The organism is Allobosea caraganae, from assembly GCF_003351345.1.
GTDB classification, from domain to species: Bacteria; Pseudomonadota; Alphaproteobacteria; order Rhizobiales; family Beijerinckiaceae; genus Allobosea; species Allobosea caraganae.
In genome coordinates this window covers 52,291-71,594 of sequence record NZ_QQTO01000034.1, presented here as the reverse complement: position 1 = coordinate 71,594, position 19,304 = coordinate 52,291, and the positions used below count along the sequence as shown (strand labels likewise).

General features: G+C 67.3%; 16 protein-coding genes. 2 read left to right on the top strand and 14 right to left on the bottom strand.

Features of this window, described 5'->3' with window-relative positions:
- Positions 1-87: 87 nt before the first annotated feature.
- From DWF00_RS23430 to DWF00_RS23410, 5 genes are all read right to left on the bottom strand, one after another.
- Entirely contained in the window at positions 88-1,455 is a 1,368-nt protein-coding gene (locus tag DWF00_RS23430) for an NAD(P)/FAD-dependent oxidoreductase (RefSeq protein ID WP_114831151.1), read from the bottom strand.
- Between the two features lie 229 nt (positions 1,456-1,684).
- Entirely contained in the window at positions 1,685-3,013 is a 1,329-nt protein-coding gene (locus DWF00_RS23425) for an HlyD family type I secretion periplasmic adaptor subunit (protein WP_114831082.1), read from the bottom strand.
- 73 nt (positions 3,014-3,086) lie between these two features.
- The gene (locus DWF00_RS23420; protein ID WP_114831083.1) at positions 3,087-5,123 is read right to left on the bottom strand and encodes a type I secretion system permease/ATPase; all 2,037 of its coding nucleotides are present in this window, start codon (positions 5,121-5,123) and stop codon (positions 3,087-3,089) included.
- A 26-nt stretch (positions 5,124-5,149) separates the two neighbouring features.
- Complete coding sequence (locus DWF00_RS23415; RefSeq protein ID WP_114831084.1) at positions 5,150-7,132, bottom strand: hypothetical protein; 1,983 nt, start codon at positions 7,130-7,132, stop codon at positions 5,150-5,152.
- Between the two features lie 129 nt (positions 7,133-7,261).
- Positions 7,262-8,095 carry a hypothetical protein gene (locus DWF00_RS23410; protein ID WP_114831085.1) on the bottom strand — a complete coding sequence of 278 codons (834 nt, stop codon included), beginning with the start codon at positions 8,093-8,095 and terminating at the stop codon, positions 7,262-7,264.
- Between the two features lie 603 nt (positions 8,096-8,698).
- Between DWF00_RS23410 and DWF00_RS23405 the strand changes: the two genes are divergently transcribed.
- Positions 8,699-9,415 carry a transposase gene (locus DWF00_RS23405; protein ID WP_181832791.1) on the top strand — a complete coding sequence of 239 codons (717 nt, stop codon included), beginning with the start codon at positions 8,699-8,701 and terminating at the stop codon, positions 9,413-9,415.
- Here DWF00_RS23405 and DWF00_RS23400 read toward each other — a convergent pair.
- Entirely contained in the window at positions 9,400-9,843 is a 444-nt protein-coding gene (locus DWF00_RS23400; protein ID WP_114831087.1) for a hypothetical protein, read from the bottom strand. The two genes, DWF00_RS23405 and DWF00_RS23400, sit on opposite strands and share 16 nt — an antisense overlap.
- Before the next feature lie 42 nt (positions 9,844-9,885).
- Here DWF00_RS23400 and DWF00_RS23395 point away from each other — a divergent pair, with 42 nt between their 5' ends.
- Positions 9,886-10,482 carry a hypothetical protein gene (locus DWF00_RS23395; protein WP_114831088.1) on the top strand — a complete coding sequence of 199 codons (597 nt, stop codon included), beginning with the start codon at positions 9,886-9,888 and terminating at the stop codon, positions 10,480-10,482.
- Between the two features lie 54 nt (positions 10,483-10,536).
- Here the strand turns inward: DWF00_RS23395 and DWF00_RS23390 are convergent, their stop codons facing one another.
- The 8 genes from DWF00_RS23390 to DWF00_RS23355 form a co-directional block, all read right to left on the bottom strand.
- Complete coding sequence (locus DWF00_RS23390; protein ID WP_114831089.1) at positions 10,537-11,439, bottom strand: GntR family transcriptional regulator; 903 nt, start codon at positions 11,437-11,439, stop codon at positions 10,537-10,539.
- A gap of 63 nt (positions 11,440-11,502) precedes the next feature.
- Entirely contained in the window at positions 11,503-14,145 is a 2,643-nt protein-coding gene (acnA, locus tag DWF00_RS23385) for an aconitate hydratase AcnA (RefSeq protein ID WP_114831090.1), read from the bottom strand.
- Between the two features lie 233 nt (positions 14,146-14,378).
- Positions 14,379-15,119, bottom strand: coding sequence for an SDR family NAD(P)-dependent oxidoreductase (locus DWF00_RS23380; protein ID WP_114831091.1), 741 nt, complete (start codon positions 15,117-15,119; stop codon positions 14,379-14,381).
- Positions 15,120-15,253: 134 nt separating this feature from the next.
- Complete coding sequence (locus DWF00_RS23375; protein ID WP_114831092.1) at positions 15,254-16,681, bottom strand: MATE family efflux transporter; 1,428 nt, start codon at positions 16,679-16,681, stop codon at positions 15,254-15,256.
- Positions 16,678-17,178 (bottom strand): winged helix-turn-helix transcriptional regulator, encoded by a 501-nt coding sequence (locus tag DWF00_RS23370; protein ID WP_114831093.1) that lies wholly within the window; start codon positions 17,176-17,178, stop codon positions 16,678-16,680. The genes DWF00_RS23375 and DWF00_RS23370 overlap by 4 nt, the downstream gene beginning before the upstream one ends.
- Positions 17,179-17,322: 144 nt before the next feature.
- Positions 17,323-18,066, bottom strand: a complete 744-nt coding sequence (locus DWF00_RS23365; protein ID WP_114831094.1) for an SDR family oxidoreductase — start codon at positions 18,064-18,066, stop codon at positions 17,323-17,325.
- Positions 18,067-18,161: 95 nt separating this feature from the next.
- Positions 18,162-18,584 (bottom strand): MarR family winged helix-turn-helix transcriptional regulator, encoded by a 423-nt coding sequence (locus DWF00_RS23360; RefSeq protein WP_114831152.1) that lies wholly within the window; start codon positions 18,582-18,584, stop codon positions 18,162-18,164.
- Between the two features lie 71 nt (positions 18,585-18,655).
- A complete protein-coding gene (locus DWF00_RS23355) occupies positions 18,656-19,252 on the bottom strand; it encodes a TetR/AcrR family transcriptional regulator (protein WP_114831095.1) in 597 nt (198 codons plus the stop codon).
- Positions 19,253-19,304: the final 52 nt, after the last annotated feature.

Below are 19,304 nucleotides of genomic sequence, written 5' to 3'. Positions count from 1 at the left end.
CAGCTACAGCGTGGCAAAGACGTGGATGGTCGGCACAAGGCCGACCATGACGGGGAGGTCACAGCCAAAGCGTCTGGCGGCGGGCCCTTACCCCTGCCCCTCTCCCATTCGGGAGAGGGGTTCCCCGCGCTCGACCTTCTTCTGTTCGGCAGCAGCCGGCCCGGCCGCCGGCCCTTGCGTGATCAACCGCGCGCTGCGCTGGTTGCGGGCGTGGATCCAGAGCCAGCTCAGCGCCACGCTGAGCCGGTTGCGCAGGCCGATCAGGAAGTAGATGTGGGCCAGGCCCCAGATCCACCAGGCGACGGCGCCGCGCAGCTTGATCCAGCCGAAATCGATCACCGCCAGCCGCTTGCCGATCGTCGCCAGGCTGCCGGCGTGCTTGTAGCGGAAGGGACGGGACGCTCTGTCGCCGGCGAGCCGCGCCTTGATCGTGGCCGCGACGTGCCAGCCCTGCTGCTTGGCGGCGGGCGCGATGCCGGGCACCGGCTTGCCCTCAGGATCGGCGATCATCACGGTGTCGCCGACCGCAAAAATCTCGGGCCGGCCGGGCACGGTGAGGTCGGGTGCGACCAGGAGCCGCCCGGCGCGATCGGCCTCGACGCCAAGCCATTCGGCGGCGGGCGAGGCGCGCACGCCGGCCGCCCAGATGATGGTCGCGGCCGCCAGCGTGCGATCGCCATAGATCACGCCGGCAGCGCTGCACTCGGAGACCGCCCGTCCAAGCTCGACCTCGACGCCGAGACCTTCGAGCGAGCGCTGGGCGTAGGCCGAGAGGTCCTCGTCATAGCCCGCCAGCACGCGCGGCCCGGCCTCGATCAGGACGACGCGGGCCTTGTCGGTGTCGATGTTGCGGAAGTCGGGCGGCAACGTGTCATGCGCCAGCTCGGCGATGGTGCCGGCGAGCTCGACCCCGGTCGGCCCGGCGCCGACGATGACGAAGGTCAGGAGCGCGGCACGGCTGTCGGGATCGGCCTCGCGCTCGGCCCGCTCGAAGGCGAGCAGGATGCGGCGGCGTACGGTGGTCGCGTCTTCCAGCGTCTTGAGGCCGGGCGCGAAGGGCTCCCACTCGTCATGGCCGAAATAGGCGTGGCGGCAGCCGGTGGCAAGGATGAGCGTGTCGTAGGGCACGGCGCCGCCATCATCGAGCAGGACGGTTCGCGCGGCAGCATCGACGCCGGTCACCGTGGCGAGCAGCGTGGTGACCTCGAGCCGGCCGCGCAGGAGGTAGCGGATCGGCCAGGCGATCTCCGAGGTCGCCAGCGAGGCGGTCGCGACCTGATAGAGCAGCGGCTGGAACAGGTGGTGGTTGCGCCGGTCGATGATGGTGATGTCGGCATCGACGCCGGCGAGCCGGTGCACTGCCTCCAGCCCGCCGAAGCCGGCGCCGACGATGACGATGCGGTGGCGGGCGGGTTTCGCCGAAGGGGAGTCGGGGACTGCGTCGGCGGCCGGCATCGTCATGGCTACAAGCTCTCCGGATCAGCCCGGACGACCGCACGGCGCCGGCGGGCAACTCCCCTCAAGGTGGGCCGTTCATGCGCGGATGTCGACTGCCTCATCTTCCGAGACGGGAGGCTGCAGGCGCCCACCGTCATTGCGAGCGCAGCGAAGCAATCCAGGGGGTCTCGCTCGCCCAGTCCCCCTGGATTGCTTCGCTGCGCTCGCAATGACGGCTCGGAAACGCTCACGTCTCCCTGAACGCCCTCGCCATGCTGTCCTTGATCGGCTGCATCAGGTATTCGAAGAAGGTGCGCTCGGCGGTCTGGATATAGACCTCGGCCGGCATGCCGGGTGTCGGCTCGAAGTCGTGGACCGCGGCGATGCTGCCGCCCTCGAGCCGGACGCGCACCACGTAGAGATCGCTCCCGTTCGGCGTGCGCTGCTTCTCGTCCGGCAGGGCGTCGGCGGAGATGTAGATCACCCGGCCGTTGATCATCGGCGTCGTGCGCTGGTTGAGCGCGGTCAGCCTGACGGTGGCGGTCTGGCTGTGCTTGATCTTGTCGATGTCCTGCGGGCGCACGCGGGCCTCGATGATCAGCTCGTCCTGCAGCGAGACGATCTCCATGATGGCCTTGCCGGCCTCGATGACGCCGCCGGAGGTGTGGTAGCGCAGCTTGACCACCGTGCCCTTGACCGGCGCGACGACGCGGGCGCGGTCGAGGATGCCCTTGGCGGTGTGGATGCGCTCGCGCACGTCGTTCAAATCGGCGCCGATATCCTGCAATTGCTCGGAGGCGAGCTTGATCGCGCTCTTGCGCACGCCGTCGATCTGCTCGACCGAGCGGGCGATGCGCTCGCGGGCGTCGCCGATATCGCCGGTGATGCGCCCGGCCTCGCCCTGGAGGTTGGCGGCGTTGCGCTGGAGCGCGAGCACCTCCGGCTTCCTGATATAGCCGCGCTCGAGCAGGGCCTGCTTGCCGGCGAGCTCCTCCTTGATGAGCTGGCTCTGCTGCTGCATCGCCGCGAGCTGGATCCTGCTGCCGGCGATCTTCTCCTCCAGCGCCTCGATGCTCTTCTGGTAGGTCGCGATCTCGCTGGCATTGTTGTTCTGGCGCGCGGTGAAGGTGGATTTCTGCGTCTGCATCAGGGCGCGGATGTCGGGATCGGACTGGTGGGTGAGCAATTGGGCGGGGAACTCGAACTGCGGCTGCCCGGCTGCCTCGGCGCTGAGCCTGGTCTCGATCGCCTCCAGCCGCAATTGCTTGAGGAGGTGGCGGCGAAGCTCCGCGCGCGAGGAGGTGTCGTCGAGCTGGATCAGCAATTGCCCGGGCGCGACGACATCGCCTTCGCGCACCATGATCTCGCGAATGACGCCGCCTTCGAGATGCTGGATCGTTTTGTTCTGGCCGGTGGTGACGAAGACGCCGGTGGCGATGACCGCGCCCGAGATCGGCGCGGTGTTGCCCCAGACGCCGAAGCCCATGACGGTGACGGCGACGATGACGACGCCGCTGATCGTCGCGGCGCGCGCGCTGCGCGGCACGTCGGAATACCAGGGCTGGGCTTCGGTCATGATCTCTTCCCCCGTTCCAATTTCGCCGCGAACTCTCGTCGTTTTGCCGATTCCGGCCGAGCGGAAAGCGCGCTCAAGCCGGCCGCGGCGTGTTGTCGATGCTGCGCTGGCCGACGATCAGCGGCAGGATCTCGTCGCGGCTGCCGATCGCCTGCACGGCGCCGTCCTTGATCATCATGATCTTGTCGACGCTGCGCAGCAGGGCCGGGCGCTGCGTCACGGCGACCACCGTCATGCCCCGCGCCTTGGCGCGCTCGAAGGCCCGCGCCAGCGCCACCTCGCCGACCGTGTCGAGGTTCGAGTTGGGCTCGTCGAGCACGACGAGGCGGGGATTGCCGAAGAAGGCGCGGGCGAGGCCGAGCCGCTGCTTCTGCCCGCCGGAAAGCGGCGAGCCGTCGATGGCGATCTGCGTCTCGTAGCCATGCGCGAACTGCGCGACCATCTCGTGGATGTCGGCGATCTCGGCGGCCTCGAACACCGCCTCGTCGGTGGCGTCGTCGCGCATGCGGGCGATGTTGGCCTTGATCGAGGCCGGGAAGAGCTGCATGTCCTGCGGCAGATAGCCGACATTCTCGCCGAACTGGCGCGGGTCCCAGTTGCGCTGCTCCATCCTGTCGAGCCTGACCGTGCCGGCGGTCGGGCTGATCGAGCCCACCAACATGCGCGCGAGCGTCGACTTGCCGCTGCCCGATGCGCCGACGATGGCGAGCGACTCGCCGGGATCGAGGCTGAAGCTGATGCCGTTGAGGATGACCTTCTTGTTCGGCGGCGGCACGTAGAGGATGCGCTCGACATCGAGCCGCCCCTTCGGGCTCGGCAGGCGCAGGCGGTCAAGGTTGAGCGGCGAGCTCTGCAGCAGCGCCTGGATGCGCGAATAGGAGGCCCGGGCGTGGATGAAGCTGCGCCAGCCCTCGATCGTGCCCTCCATCGGCGCCAGCGCCCGGCCGGCGACCACGGAGGAGGCGATGACCATGCCGCCGGTCAGCGAGCCCTCGAGCGAAAGCCAGGCGCCCCAGCCGAGCATCGCGATCTGCGTGCCCAGGCGGAAGAACTTCGAGAGCGCGGTCATCATGATGTTGCGGTCCTGGGCGCTGACCTGCGCCTTCAGGGACTCAGCCGTCTCGCGGCCCCAGATCAGCACGCCCTCGGGGATCATGCCCATGGCGTTGATGACCTGCGAATTGCGCGACATCGCCTCCGATTGCAGGTTGGCGCGGGTCGAGAAGGCGCTGGCGCGGGCGAAGGGCACCGCCGTCAGCTGCTGGTTGAGATAGGCGATCGCGACCAGGACCAGCGCGGCGACGGTGACGATGTAGCCGAGATGCGGATGGATCAGGTAGACCGCCAGCAGGTAGATCGGCGCGGTCGGCGCATCCAGCATGGTCAGGATGACCGGCCCGGTCAGGAAGCTGCGGATCTGCTGGAGGTCGGCCAGCGTCTGGAACTCGCGGTTGGAGCCGGTCTGCGCCGCCTTGGCCGCGGCCGAGAGCACCGGGCCGCCGAGCCGGCTTTCGACGTCGACCGCGATCCGCATCAGGATGAAGCGGCGCATCATGTCGAGTAGGACATGGGCGAGGATCGCCAGCATGACGATGAGCGAGAGCATGACCAGCGTGTCGAGGCTGCGGCTGGTCAGCACCCGGTCCGACATCTGGAACAGGTAGATCGGCACCGCCAGCACCAAGGTGTTCACGACGATCGAGAAGATCGCCACGATCAGCATGTTGCGGCGGGCGTCTCCGAGGCCCCTGCCGAGGACCTGCTTGAAGTCGCGGTCGCCGAGGCGCTGCTCGATCGGCGAGCGGCCGGAACCGCCGCCACCGCCGCCGCCCTTGCTGCCCCCACCGCCTCCGCCGCCACCGGGAAGCGGCCGTGCCTCCGACTCGGCGTGCCGGGCCTGCGGGCGCAGCGTGGTGACCTCCTCCGCAGGCGGGGCCGGCTGCTTCGCCTCCGCCCGCGCGGCACCGCCGGGAACGGCGCTCGGCTTGTCGTTCGAATTGGCGACGCCGAGCGCGGCGAGGCCAACGGCGCGCGGCAGCACGGCATTCCCCAGCAAGGGGCCCGCCGACGGCTGGCGCGGTGACGGTGCGGGATTGATCTGGTCGCTCATGCCGGCCCCTCGCTCCGAAAGCTGCTTCAGCACAGCATGTTGGACATCAGGTGATCGTGCTGCGCCGGATCGACCGGCTGCGGCGCGGCGCCCTGCAGCGTGCCGTCCTGCCCGTCATCATGGGCGAAGGCGACGAGTTCGGAGAGCAGGGTCTGCGTGTCGTGGATCGTCACCGTGTCGCTGTCGGTGATCATGTTGGTCTGGATCAGCACGCTCTCCTCGTAGGCCATGCCGCCGAGATAGGTCGCGGCCGAGAGCGTGCCGGGATCGATGATATGCGCTTCGTTGAGGGCGCTGTTGCCGCCGGCCGCGAGGCCCTGCTGCGTGCCGGCCTGGGCGCTGGCCTGCAGGCTCTGGTCGGCATCGGTCAGCAGGTTGACCTGGGTGACGCTGTTGATGTCGAAATAGTCGCCGGAGACGTAGAGCACGTGCAGCGTCTCGCCGGCGCCGTAGAGGTTCCAGTCCGAATTCGGGATCAGGATCGTGACACCGGTGCCCAGCGCGCGCATCAGCTCGTGCTGGGCGTCGTTCATGTCCCGGAAGGCGGGGCTATCATAGGTCTCGATCGTCGCCAGGTTCGTCAGCCGGTTGAAGCCGGTGGTGACCGCCGTGTCGTCCTCGGCGCCGCCCGTCGCGAACAGCCGGGCATGGTCTGAGTCCAGCACGATGTTGTACTGATAGATCCAGTCGGCACGATAGTAGTCGCCTCGGACGATGATGATGTCGTAGCTGTCGATGCCGCGGATCTCGGCGAGATTGATCTGCTGGTTACCGCCGGTACTCAAATCGACATAGGTGCCGGATTCGGCCTGCACGATGCGGTCGCTGTCGTCGAGGTCGTTGATCTGGAAGAGCGAGCGCACGTCGTAGAAGTCGCCCGGCATCACGTCGACGGACCAGAGCGGCGTCGCCGCCGCGCCATGCACCGACGCGCTCATCACATGGGTGACGAACTCCGCGATGTTGTGGACCTCGTTGCCGCCGGTGACCACCAATGGCCTGAGAGCACCGGCGACCGCAATGTCGACATGGTCGTTGTCGGTGAGCACGTTGACCTGGACGATGCCGCGGCTGAAGTAGTGGTTGCCGCCCACCATCAGCGAGCCGGTCGCCTCGTTCGCATCGACGATGGCGGCCGCGTTGATCTGAACGTTCAGGCCGGTCTCGGCCAAGGTTGCGACGCCGCCGGTGGGCTCGGCCCTAGTGATCTGCTTCTCGACCACATCGGCCGGCGCGGCTTCATCGGGCCGCCAGGGCGCGATCTGCAGCACACTCGGCGCGGGAGGCTCGGCAGCGCCCGCCTCACCATCGACGATGCGGCCCACGGGCGCGCTCTGGGTCGGGCTGCCGTCGGGATTGGGACTGCCGGTCTCGGCCCAGCTCGCACCACGGGCCGTGAAGACGTCGATCAGCGTCTCGGTGTCAGCCCCCGACGCTGCTGGCAGATTGTCGGGCACCGCATCGACGGCGCGAGCGATCATCGCATCGCGCACGGCCTCGAGATGCAACTCCGGCTGGATCACCGGCATTCCGTCCGGGCCGATCACGGCATCGGACGTGACGAGGTCGCGGTCGCTGGCATGGTTGACCTGGCGGATGTCTATCAGGTTCTCGGTGCCGCCGGGCTGGTACTCGACATGGATGACGCGTTCGCCGCTGCGGAGCGAGGGACCGCGATCGAGATCCGGCTCAGCCGGCAGCTCCTGCGGCTTCAGCGGCGGCGCATAGAGGTAAAGCTTCGTCCCTACCGGAATCGGGGGCGGCATGACGACTTTGGGAATGGCGGAATGGGGGTCGAACGGCGCCGGATCGCGGATGAGGACCGGCTGCGAGGGCATCTCGTCGAAGCTCGGAGCCCGCTCGGGCTCGCGGCGCAAGGCCGGGTCGTCCACGGGAAGCGGAGCTTGCGGATCGCCGGAATAGAGCGTCGCGGAGCGCGCAACCTCCTCGGCGATGTGCAGATAGCCGGCAAAGTGCCAGATTGCCTCGGTGATGCCGCCGCTGTTCATGGCACGTCCCTCTCCGTCGTCCGGCTCGTCGCCGGTCGTTGAAGGGTTCCGGGCTCTTCGGTGATGGGGGCCAGGAGCCGGAAGCGGTGCGGGGGCTCGCCCCCGCACGCTCGTCGCTATGCTCTGGTGTCAGAGGGCGTCGCTGAGGTCGCCGCCCACGACCTGCAGGTCGATGGAGTTGAACTGGATGTTCGCGCCCATCGCGATGTGCTGGGTGAAGGCTTCCTGGGTGATCGCAGCGTTGGCCGCAGCCGAGCCGAGACCGCTGAAGTCGCCATCGTCGCCGGTGACGCTGCCGATTTCCGAATGCGCCTCGCCGCCCCACGCCTTCGCGGTCATGCTGAAGTCGCTGGAACCCTGCGGATCGGAATGGCCGTAGCCGCGGGCATCGCTGCCCCAGTCGCCGCCGGAGCCGCCACCGCCGTTGCTGTAGCTCACCGTCGGGTCGTAGAGCTTGTCGTTGTCGGTCAGGTTGCTGACTTGGTCGATGTTGAAGTTGTTGCCGTTGGTCGTGGCCTGGTTGACCACGTCCGGCATGATGATCGCCTGCTCGATGTCGTGGATCGAGTCGATGTCGATGACGTCGTTATCGGCCGGCGGCAGCAGAGCGCCGCTGAGGTCCAGATCGACATTCACCTTCACGTTGACGCAATTGTCGACCGTGTTCTCGATGTTGTTGACGTTCTCGTTGAAGTTCAGGTTGCCGTTGGCGTTCAGGTTGCCATTGCCGTTGAGATTGCCGTTGGCGTTCTCATTGACGGCGGTGTTCCACACCGAGGTGTCGACGGCCTGGGCGGCGTATTGCGACTGGCCCTGACCTTGTCCCTGGCCTTGCCCTTGTCCCTGACCCTGCAACTGACCTTGAGCTTCGGCCTGGCCCTGCAGCTGGCCTTGCAATTCGCCTTGGCCCTGGAGCTGGCCCTGCGTCGGATCATCATGCTTCTTGTGATCGTTTCCGGACATGATGCTCTCCCAATGATGATAAAGGAGGCATCCTTCCGCTCATGACTGGCGCATCTCTTCTGTGCTGCGACAATGCATTTGCTTCGGATGCCGAGTGGGTAAGTTTGCGGTGAAAGATGATTGGCGAAGCTTCCCGCTTGTCTACGCAAGGAACTTCTCCGGTGAATTCACGCTAGAAGGCACGCGAAATCACCCGCAGATCTACGTCATGACATCACCTCCGATCTGGTTGCGAATTTCGGGGAAGCTACAATCTCTTGCCCCGACCAACGCGCTGGGTAGAAATTTTAGAACCACTTAAATCGCATTATCACTACCGCATGATAATATAACTTAATAAATCTCAGATTGTATAAGCCTGTATGACATCTATTATCGTACTATTTTGGAGTAATACTTCATATACAACCTTACGTTGTCGAAATACTAAATATTGTTTCGAATATTATGTGACAATACCACTGCCTGATGTATCATTTCGCCAGTAGCAACCATCTCGCGACGCTTGGCTCGCGTCAACGTGTCGAATTATTACCCACGATTAAGGCTCCATTGACTTTCATCGACCCAACTGGAACTACTAATTCGATCGGGGGGTTGGCGATGCCGAACACGATCCGATTGCACAACGAACATGCAGCGCACCTGTCGCTGGAACGGCTGGTCTGGCCGTCCGGGCCGGTCTGCCCACATTGCGGGGAGCTCACGCGGCTCGGCCGGCTCAACGGCCTCAGCACGCCCGTCGGCGCCTGGAAATGCTATGCCTGCCGCAAGCCTTTCACCATCCGCCACGGCACGATCTTCCATAACAGCCATGTACCGCTGCATGTCTGGCTGCAGGCGCTCTACCTGCTGACCGAGACCAGGCTGAAGATGGGGTCGCAGCGGCTGGCGCATGTCCTCGGCGTCTCCGTGCGCACCGCCTGGCACCTGAAGCAGAAGATCATGCATGGGCTCGACGTCGGCGTGCCGGTCGTCCTCCGCTCCTCGCCCTGGCTGGAGGAGGTGGGCGTGATGCGCTGCGCCTCGCTCGCCTGCCAGACGGAGCACGGCCCGGGCAGCGCCATGAGCGAAGCGCGCTACGAGCGCTTCCTGACGGCCGTGGAGGGCGGCGCGAATGCCGAGACCGACAGGCGCTTCATCGAGGCGCTGCAGCGGCTCCTCTCCGTCCGGCACGAGCCGCGGGAGGCTGGGGACGAAGCCCTCATCAGCGAGGTGCAGCTCGAACTCGGCCTGCTCGCAGAGAGCGAGTCCCGGCAGCACGCGGCTGCCATGGCCGCCCCGCAGGCCGGACGGGCATCGTCTCAGATGAAGGGCTGATCTCCCTTGATGTGCCGCTCGACATGCTCGCTCCACAGCTCCTCCAGCACGGCCACATCGCCGCTCGGCGGCGTGCGGACGACGTCCATCGCTTCCAAGAAGGCGACGGCCCCGAACGAGCCGGCCATGAAGGCCGCATCCCGGCGGCTGCTCAGCAGGCAGATCTCCTCGCCGATCAGCTCCGGCCCGATCCCGGTCAGCGCGGTGAGGACGGAGGCCTGGACCGAGGCGAGCGCGTGCGTGCGCAGCTCGCCGCAGGTGCGCTCGGCGATCAGCGTGACCACGGTCGCCAGGAAGCCGATGATCTGGGGCTGCAGCCAGGCGCCGGCCTCCAGCCCGGCCCGTCCGTCGGCGCTCCGGTGAACGAACGGCTCCAGGGCGGAATAGGCCGCCCGGCGCGCCGGCCGCACTTTGAGAAGGTCGAACATGGCGCCTCTGCCGTGTCGGAGCTCTCGGAAGCAGGGGGTGAGATGCGTAGACGCAACCGAGCCGGACAATCCGCGCTGCCGCCCCGGCCTGATTTCGACGCGCTGGAGGCGGCGGCACAGCGTTCGGGCGAGCAGAGACTAGCCTTTCTGGCCCAGATAGGCGATCTCAATTTCGCCTGGTCGAACAACGAGAGCATGTTCATCTACGTGCTGATGCTGCTGCTCGACACCAGCGAGGCCGCCGCCGCGATCGTGTTCTCGACGCTCAACACGACGCGGTCCCGGCTCGACCTGGTGCAGCGGCTCGCCAAGATCACCCTGCGCGACGAGGCGGTGAAAGCCGAGCTGGACGAGATCGTCGCGGCCTTCAGCGCCAGCACGCGGCTGCGCAACGACCTCAGCCACGCCACCTTCGTCATCGGCGCGGCCGGCGATATCACCCATACGCAAAGCATGAAGCTGGAGGAGAGCAAGGGGCAGCTCCGCTTCGGCAGCCGGCGCGCTATCGACCAGCAAAGGCTCGACCAGATCGCGGCGGCGGTGAGCGGGCTCTACGCGCTCAACCGCCGGATCTGGGATGTGCTGCCGAAGCTGGAGCGCAGCATGAGAGCTGATTGGGACCCCGAGCCCTCATCCTGAGGAGCGCCGCAGGTGCGTCTCCTCAGGATGAGGGCTGAGGGTTCCGAGCCTCGGTCAGCGCTCCAGCAGCGCCCGGATCTCGTCGAGATTTCTGATCGTGTGCTGGAGATGGGCGCGCAGCAGCGTCGCCGCATCCTCCTGCCGTCCGGCCTCCAGGCAATCGAGGATCATCAGGTGCTCCTCGCATTGGCGGCGATAGCGGGTGCGGTCGAGCATCGAGCGGTAGGAGAGCAGCCGGCGGATGCGGTTGATCCGCCTGACCGTGTAGAGGAAGAACGGGTTGCCGGAGGCGCCGACGATGGCCTCGTGGAAGCGGACGCCACGCTCGTGCAGGGCGTCGGCGCTGTCGGTCTCGATCGCGCCGGCGAGCAGGCGCTGCTCGGCCGCCCGGCACTGCGCCGCGATCTCGGGCGCCAGCCTGTAGCCGGGTTCGAGCAAGGCGGCGGGCTCGACCGCGAGGCGGAGCCGGTAGGTCTGCGCCAGGCTTTCCGAAGTGGTCAGAACCGGGGTGAAGCTCCAGCCGTAGCCGACCCGGCGCTCGGCCCAGCCTTCCTGCGCTATCCGGTTCAGCACGGAGCCGAGTTCGGCCCGGGTCAGGCCGTAGGTCTCGCGCAAATAGGTCTCCGAAACCTGACCCGGCAGGCGGCCGCGCAAGTGGTCGTCGGCGATGCGGAAATAGCTCTCGGAGGTCTCGTCGCGACCGGAGAGGCCGAGCGCCTCGGCATCCGGCAGCTCGCCCTCGGCGACGAAATAGCCGCGATTGCGCTCGTGCCGGAGCACGCCCTTGTTGGCGAGGAGCCGGAGCGCCTGTCCGATCGGGAAGCGCGAGACGCCGAAGCGGCTGGCGAGCTCCTGCGAGCGGATATGCGCGCCGGCCTGCAAAGCACTGGCATGGACATGGCCGAGGATGCGCACGGCCAGCGGCTCAATGATGTCGCGCCTCTCGCTGCCGGCCATGACCCTTCTACCTCCGAAGACCCAGCGGGCCTGCTGCGGTGTAGGAGAGGTACTCCGTAATGGTCAAACGGCCACCCTGCCCGTTCTCCCGCGCGTCGTTTCGGCGAGGTGGCGCGCCAGGATCAGCGGGATAATGCCGCCTTTGGCCAGCGTCTCGCATTCGAGCGCAGTCTCGACGGCGGCATGCGCTTCGATGCGCTGACGTTCGCCGGAACGGCGCAGGATCGCGACGGGGATGGCGCAGCGCGGCTGTAGTTGCGCCGGCTCAGCGTCGATCTCGATCCGGTCGCCGGATTGAAGCTGCAGGGACACCCAGTCGATACCCCTGCCCAATTGCAGCGGCAGGATGCCCATGCCGACCAAATTGGAGCGGTGGATGCGCTCGAAGCTCACGGCCAGCACGGCGCGCACGCCGAGCAGGCCGAGCCCCTTGGCCGCCCAGTCGCGCGAGGAGCCTGTGCCATAGCGCTCGCCGGCGACGACGACGGTTGATTGGCCGTCTTGTCGGTAACGCTCGGCCGCCTGCCAGAGCGGCAAGACTTGGCCACTCGGCGCATGGATGGTGCGGCCGGGCGGGATGTCCTTGCCCAGTGCATTCACCACGGTGCGATTGGTGAACAGGCCGCGCAGCATCACCTCCCAATTGCCGCGGCGGGAGGCGTAGACGTTGAGGTCGGCGGGGTCCTCGCCATGAGCGACGAGCCATTCGCCGGCCTCGCTGCGCAGGGGCGTCTGGCCGGCGGGCGAAATGTGGTCGGTGGTGATGTCGTCACCCAGCACCAGCAAGGGGTGGGCAAGGTAGCGGCCGAGCCGCGTCTCCTGCCCGGCAGCGGCGAAGGGCGGGCGGCGCAAATAGGTCGAGGCCGGATTCCAGGGGAATTGCGCTGTGGCGGGTGCGTCGAGCTTGGCCCAGATCGCGCTGGCGGCAGCCTCGCCATAGGCCGCGTCATAGTCGGCGGCATCAGCACTCAACGCCAGCGCGGCATCGATCTCGGCGCCATCGGGCCAGAGATCGGCGAGCCGGACCTCGCGCCCATCCGCCAAGGTCGCAAGCGGATCAGTCGCGATGTCGCGGTCGGCATCGCCGGCCAGCGCATAGGCGACGACCAGCGGCGGCGAGGCCAGGAAGCCGGCATCGACCTGCTGGTGCACGCGGCCGGGAAAGTTGCGATTGCCCGAGAGCACGGCGACGGGCAGCACGGACTTGCCCGCAGCCTCGGCCATCTCGGGCACAAGCGGCCCGGCATTGCCGATGCAGGTGGTGCAGCCATAGCCGACGATGCCGAAGCCGAGCGCTTCGAGATCGTCGAGCAGGCCGGCGCGGCCGAGATAGCGCTCGGCCGCCGGCGAGCCGGGCGCGAGCGAGGTCTTGACCCAGGCCGGCGGCTTCAGCCCGAGCGCGCGCGCCTTCCGCGCCAGCAGTCCGGCCGCGATGGTCAGGCGCGGATCGGAGGTGTTGGTGCAACTCGTGATCGCGGCGATGGCGACGGGATAGCGCGGCAGCGTCGCGGAGGGCTGCCCGGGCTGTGGGAACGCAGCGAGCGTGGCCGGGATCTCGGCTGGCGAGACGCGATCCTGCGGGCGGCGCGGGCCGGCGAGGCTGAGTTCGATCTTCGCCAGATCGATCTCGATCACCTCGGTGTAGCGCGGCTCGGTCTCAGGCTCGAACCAGAGTTGCTGCGCCTTGGCGTAGGCTTCGATCAGGGCGATGTGTTCAGGCGTCCGGCCGGTCGCCGCGAGATAGGCGAGGACCTGCCTGTCGACCGGGAAATAGCCGGAGGAGGCGCCGTATTCCGGCGCCATGTTGGCGACGACCGCGCGCTCGCCAGCCGAAAGCGTCGAAACGCCCGGGCCGAAGAACTCGACGAACTCGCCGGCGATGCCGCGCTGGCGCAGGCGCTGGGTGACATTGAGCGCGAGGTCGGTCGCCAGCACGCCGTCGCGCAGGGCATTGCTCAGGCGCACGCCGATGACGTCGGGAATGCGCATCATCACCGGCATGCCGAACATGACGCTCTCGGCCTCCAACCCGCCGACGCCCCAGGCGAGCACGCCGATGCCGTTGATCATCGGCGTATGGCTGTCGGTGCCGATCAGCGTGTCCGGCACGGCCCAGGTCTCGCCATCGTGCTCGACCGTGCCGACCACCGTCGCCAGCCGTTCGAGGTTGATCGTGTGCATGATGCCGCTGCCGGGCGGGTGGACGCGCACGCCCTTCAGGGCGCGGGTCGCCCATTTCAGGAAGCGGTAGCGCTCGCCGTTGCGCTGGTATTCGCGGGCGATGTTGTGGCCGAGCGCGCCGGGCTCGCCGAACCGGTCGACGGCGACGGAATGATCGACGGAGACATCGACGGTTAAGACCGGGCTCAGCGAGGCGGGATCGCCGCCGGCCTCGGCGATGGCGTCGCGCATGCCGGCGACATCGACCAGAGCCGGCGTGCAGGTCGTATCGTGCATCAGCACGCGGCCGGGACGGAAGGCGATCTCGGCCGTGCTGGTTCCGATGGAGAGCCAGGCGCGGAAGGCGGCAAGCGCTTCCTCTAGCTCGCCCTCATTGTCGCAGAGGCGGACCTGGTTCTCGACGAGGATGCGCAGCAGGTAAGGCAGCCGCGTGAAGTCCTCGCCAAAGGCGCGCGCGACCGGAGCGATGCGCAGGCCGTCGCGGAGATAGGTCGGCGGGCGGATCGTGTCGCTGGGTTTTGGCATTGCGGGCTCGTTGAACGTGCGCGTTTATTGCATATTGAAGATGAAAAATGCAATATATGTCCTACACGCCCTCATTTGGCGCGACGCGGCAAAACTCTCGCGTCATCCCGGACAAGCGGCGAAGCCGCGCCGCTCCGGGATCCATCGTAGGGCTCGACGCTTTACGATGGATCCCAGCGCTCCGCTGCGCTGCGGCCGGGATGACGTGGCGGGAATCAGATCCTCAGGCTCCCTCAAAAACTCTCCTTGAACGGCCGCAGGTCGAGTTCCTGGGTCCAGGCCGAGCGGCGCTGCTTGTGGAGGTGCCAATAGCTCTCGGCGATCGCCTCGATGCCGAGCAGGCCATCCTCGCCGCGCGCGGCCTTGGCCTCCGGACGGTTCTTCAGCAGCCGCTCGCCATCGATGCCGCCATCGACCACGACATGGGCAACGTGGAGGCCGAGCGGGCCGTATTCGCGCGCCATGCTCTGGCTGATCATGCGCAGGCCCGCCTTGGCGGCGGCGAATTGGGCGTAGCCCGGTTTGCCGCGCAGGCTGGCCGAGGCGCCGGTGAAGATCAGCGTGCCACGGCCGAGCGGCACCAGCCGACGCGCCGCCTCGCGCCCGACCAAAAAGCCGGCGAAGCAACCGACCCGCCAGAAATCCTCGAACTGCTCGGCCGAGAGCTCGCGGAAATCGAGCTGCCGGTTGTTGCCGGCGTTGAAGACGACGAGATCGGAGGGATCGCGGCCGAAGCCGGGCGACATGGCCTCATCGAACAGCCTGACGACATCGGCCTCGACCGTGGCGTCGGTCAACACGGCCTTGGCGCTGAGGCCGAGATCCTTCAGGCCGCGCGCGACGGCCTCGATCTTCTCGGCGGTGCGGCCGGCGACGAGGACGTGATAGCCCTCGCGGGCGAAATGCCGGCAAAGCGCCGCGCCAAGGCCGCGCTCGGCCCCGACGCCGACGACGACTGCGGTGGGGGTAGCCATGGGGAAATCTCCAAATGGGTCGCCGCGCCAGCCTAGATCGCCGTGCGTCCTTTCGGACGCAAAGTGGCGATCTAGGCCTTTGTTATTGCATCGGATCTTTCCGAAAACCGGATTCCACTTTTCGGTCCGATGCTCTAGCGCCGGAACCACGTCCCGGATTTGACGGCGCCGACCATCATCAGGCCGTAGGCGACGAGGCCGAGCGCGAGCGCGGCGAAGAACCAGTTCAGCGAGCCGGTGAGGCGCAGCGCCACCCAGCCGAGGCCGATGGCAATGAACAACCGGGCGAAGCCGCTGGCAATCGGCCAGAACAGGCGCCCTGCCCCCTGCGAGGCGAAATAGAGCGAGAGGCCCAGACCGAAGAAGCCGTAGACCGGGCCGACGATGCGCAAATAGGCGCTGCCGGTCGCGATCGTCGCCGGCTCGGCGCTGAACAAGGCGAGCCAGGCCTCGGGCCAGAACGCGGCGACGAGGCCGACCGTCTCGGTCAAGGCGAAGGAGATGCCGCCGCCGATCAGCGCGATGCGCAGCGCCCGATCCTGGTGTCCGGCGCCGATATTGGTGCCGACCAACGCGACCAGCGGCGCGCCGAGGCCGAAGACCAGCGGGATCAGCAGATACTCGAGCCGCGCGCCGGTGCCGAAGCCGGCGACCGCGTCGATGCCGGCCGCGCCCGAGACGAGCGCGGTCGCGAGGCCGATCGTGACATTGGTCAGGAGTGAGGTGATGGCGCCGACGGCACCGATGCGCAGGATGTCGCGGAAGATCGGCCAGCGCAGGCTAACCCAGCGAAAGCGCGCGAGATTGCGGCCGGACAGGATGTACCAGCCGAGCACGATGGTGCCGCCGGTATAATACAGCACCAGGGCCGTGCCCCCGCCGGCGACGCCGAGCGCCGGGATCGGCCCGAAGCCGAAGATCAGCAGCGGCGAGAGCGGGACCAAGAAGACGATGCCGGCGCAAATGACCAGCGCGGGCACGAGCATGTTGCCGGTGCCGCGAATGACGCTGGCGAGCCCGTTCATCAGCCAGAGCAGGATATTGCCGGCGAAGACGACGTTGGAATAGGCGAGCGCGGCCTCGAGCGCAGCGCCCTCGCCGCCCATGGCGCGGTAGAGCGGCCGGCCGAAGCTCAGGACCAGCAGGGCGAAGGCAAGGCCGAGCACGATGTTGATGACGACCGCGTGCAGCACCAGCGCGTCGGCATCGTCGCGACGGCCGGCGCCGAGCGCGCGGGCTATCGCCGAGGAGATACCTCCGCCCATCGCGCCAGCCGAGATCATCTGCATCAGCATGACCGGCGGGAAGACCAGCGCCATGCCGGCGAGCGCGTCATTGCCGAGATGCGAGACCCACCAGGTCTCGATCAGCCCGGTCGAGGCCTGGGCCAGCATGATCAGGATATTCGGCCAGGCCATGCGCAGCAGCATCGGCACGACGGGATCGTGCAGGAGCCGGCGGGTATGCGGGCTGAGTTCCGTGGCGACGGGCGGTGGCGGCGCGGCGGTCTCGGCTGCAAGGCCGGTTTCAGCGGCAAGGCTAGTCTCAGTGGCAAGACTCATGGCTGGTCTCCGGCCGCGACGGCGCGATTGTGCTTGGCCCGGGTGCGCTCATTGGCGGCCGGGCCGGCGATCGTGCGGAAGACTGGATCGCTGAGTGGGCGACCGCTGATCTTGTCGACGAGAATGGGTTCGGCCGACTCGCCAGTCTCGGTGTTGACGATCAGGACGCTCGGACCCTCCGGCGCGAAATGGCGGTTACCCCAGGCGAGCAGCGCCTGGTTCACGTCGCGGAAATCGCGGCCGCGCTCGGTGAGCAGGTATTCGTGACGCAGCGGCCGCTCGCTATAGGGGCGCCGTTCCAGCAGCCCGGCCTCGACCAGGGCGTTGAGCCGCCGCGCCAGCATGTTGGTGGCGATGCCCAGGCTGTGCTGGAACTCATCGAAGCGCCTGAGACCGTTGAAGGCGTCGCGCAGGATCAGGATGCTCCACCATTCGCCGACTCGCTCGAGGCTGCGGGCGATGGGGCATTGCGAGGCACTGAGGCTGGTTCGCTTCATCGCAGTCTGGGGCCTTCTGCCGGAAGCATGATGACCGTCATTAATCTAGTGACTTTCATGATGCAAGTCATAGCACGATGGCAGTTGCCAGTAGGACGCGGAATCCCCTCTCCAGTGTGGGAGAGGGGTTCCCCGCGCTCGCCTTCAAGCGGCAGTCGGCAGCAAGGTCGAGAGATAGGCCTGAACCGCCTTGGGATCGGCCGCAAAATCCTTGGCGCTCTTCTTCGTCTGCTCGCCCGGGAAAACCTCGTCGCGGCCCTGCTCGACCGCCTCGAAGGTCTCGTCGACCACCTCCTGCGTCGTCACGCGCGGCGGCGGGAAGAGCTGGCCCATCTCGGTCTCGACCTGGACGGGCATGATGCTGACGACCTTGGTGCCCTGCCCGGCCAATTCGGCGCGCAGGCTGTCGGTGACGGCGAGCGCCGCCGCCTTCGAGGCCGAATAGGTCGCGACGAGCGGAATCGTGACGTGAGACAGGAAGGACAGCAGGTTGACCAGCACGCCGCCGCCATTGGCTTTCAGGATCGGCGCGAAGGCGTTGGACATGGCGAGAAGGCCGAAATAGTTGACCTCCATCTCCTGGCGGGCATTGGCGAGGCTGAAGGTCGCGTGGGCGCTGCTCTCGCCGGCAAAGCCGGCATTGTTGATCAGCAACGTCACATCCTTCGCCACCTTGGCAGCCTCAGCCACCTGCGCCGCGTCGGTGATGTCGAGCTTCAGCGGGACGAGCCTGCTGTCGCCGCCTTTCAGCAGGTCCGCCAGCGAGGCGGGATCGCGCACGCCGAGATAGATCTTGGCGGCGCCGCGCTGCAGCAGCCCGTCGACATAGGCGCGGCCGATGCCGCGATTGGCGCCCGTGACGAGGACGATCGAGCCTTTGATGTTCATGGTCATGTTCCTTCAGGTTTCTGGTCGAATTAAATGTGCATATGCACATTTTGGAACAAGCAAGAGGGCGAGCCGGTGATGGCCGGCCTTCCGGCTCAGGTTGGGGAACTGGTCAATTCGTGGAAGTCGCGGCGCAGGCCAGCGGCGCGCTCAGCCCCGACCAGCGTCTCGTATTCCTGCTGCGCCGCCTGCCAGAGCGGCAAGGTCCGCTCGATCTTGCTCAGGCCCGCAGGCGAAACGGAGAAGGCGAACTGGCGGCTGTCGCCGGGCTTGCGGGCGCTGGCGACCAAGCCATCGCGCTCCAGAGGCTTGATCGCCCGCAGCAGCGTCGTGCGGTCCATCACCATGATGTGGGACAGCTCGCTCATCGCCAGCCCGGGCGTCTGGTGGAGGAAGCTCAGGATCGAGAGCTGCGTGCCGGTGAGGCCGGACGGGGCGAGGTGCCGCTCATAGAGCTTGGTCACGTGCCGCGCCAATTGGCGCGTCGCGAAGCAGTGGCAGGCCAGGGGTCCGGTCATCTCGCTCATGCAGCGCAATTATATGTGCATATGCACAACGTCAAGCACCGCGCTACGATTTTTCTCGAAGCTCAGCTTGCGGGCTGACGCGCCAGGGCCAGCGCGGCGCGGCGGCCAGCTTGGAGCATGGCGTCGGAGGCTGCCGCATCGGGCATGGCGCGGGCGAGCTGCAAGGCACCGACCATCAGGGCGAGGACCATTGAGGCGCTGGCGCGGGCTTCCTCGGCAGAGGCAGCAGGGATCTCGGCGGCGATCACCTGAATGAGCTGGTCGGCATCCTGCGCGAACGTGCCGCGCGTCTCCGCGGAGGAGCGCGCCAGCTCGGCGGCGAGCGTGGCGATGGCGCAGCCGGTCTCGGGATGGTCGCGATGGGTGCGGCTCAGATAGCGCCGGACGATGATCTCCAGCCCGTCGCCCCCCTCCGCCCGCGCAACTGCGGCAGCGGCGGCGTGTTCGGCCGTCGCACTCGTCAACGCCACATCGACCGCTTGGCGCACCAGATCCTCCTTCGAGGGGAAATGCGCGTAGAAGCCGCCATGGGTCAGGCCGGCATCGGCCATCAGCCCGGCGATGCCGGTGGCCGCGATGCCGTCCTTGCGGAAGCGGCGCGCCGCAGTCTCGACGATGCGGCGGCGCGTCTCGTCCTTGTGCCCCTTCTCGTAGCGCATCTGCGACCTCTCCGACTCCGTGGCTTGCAGCGATTATTATACTCATCATATT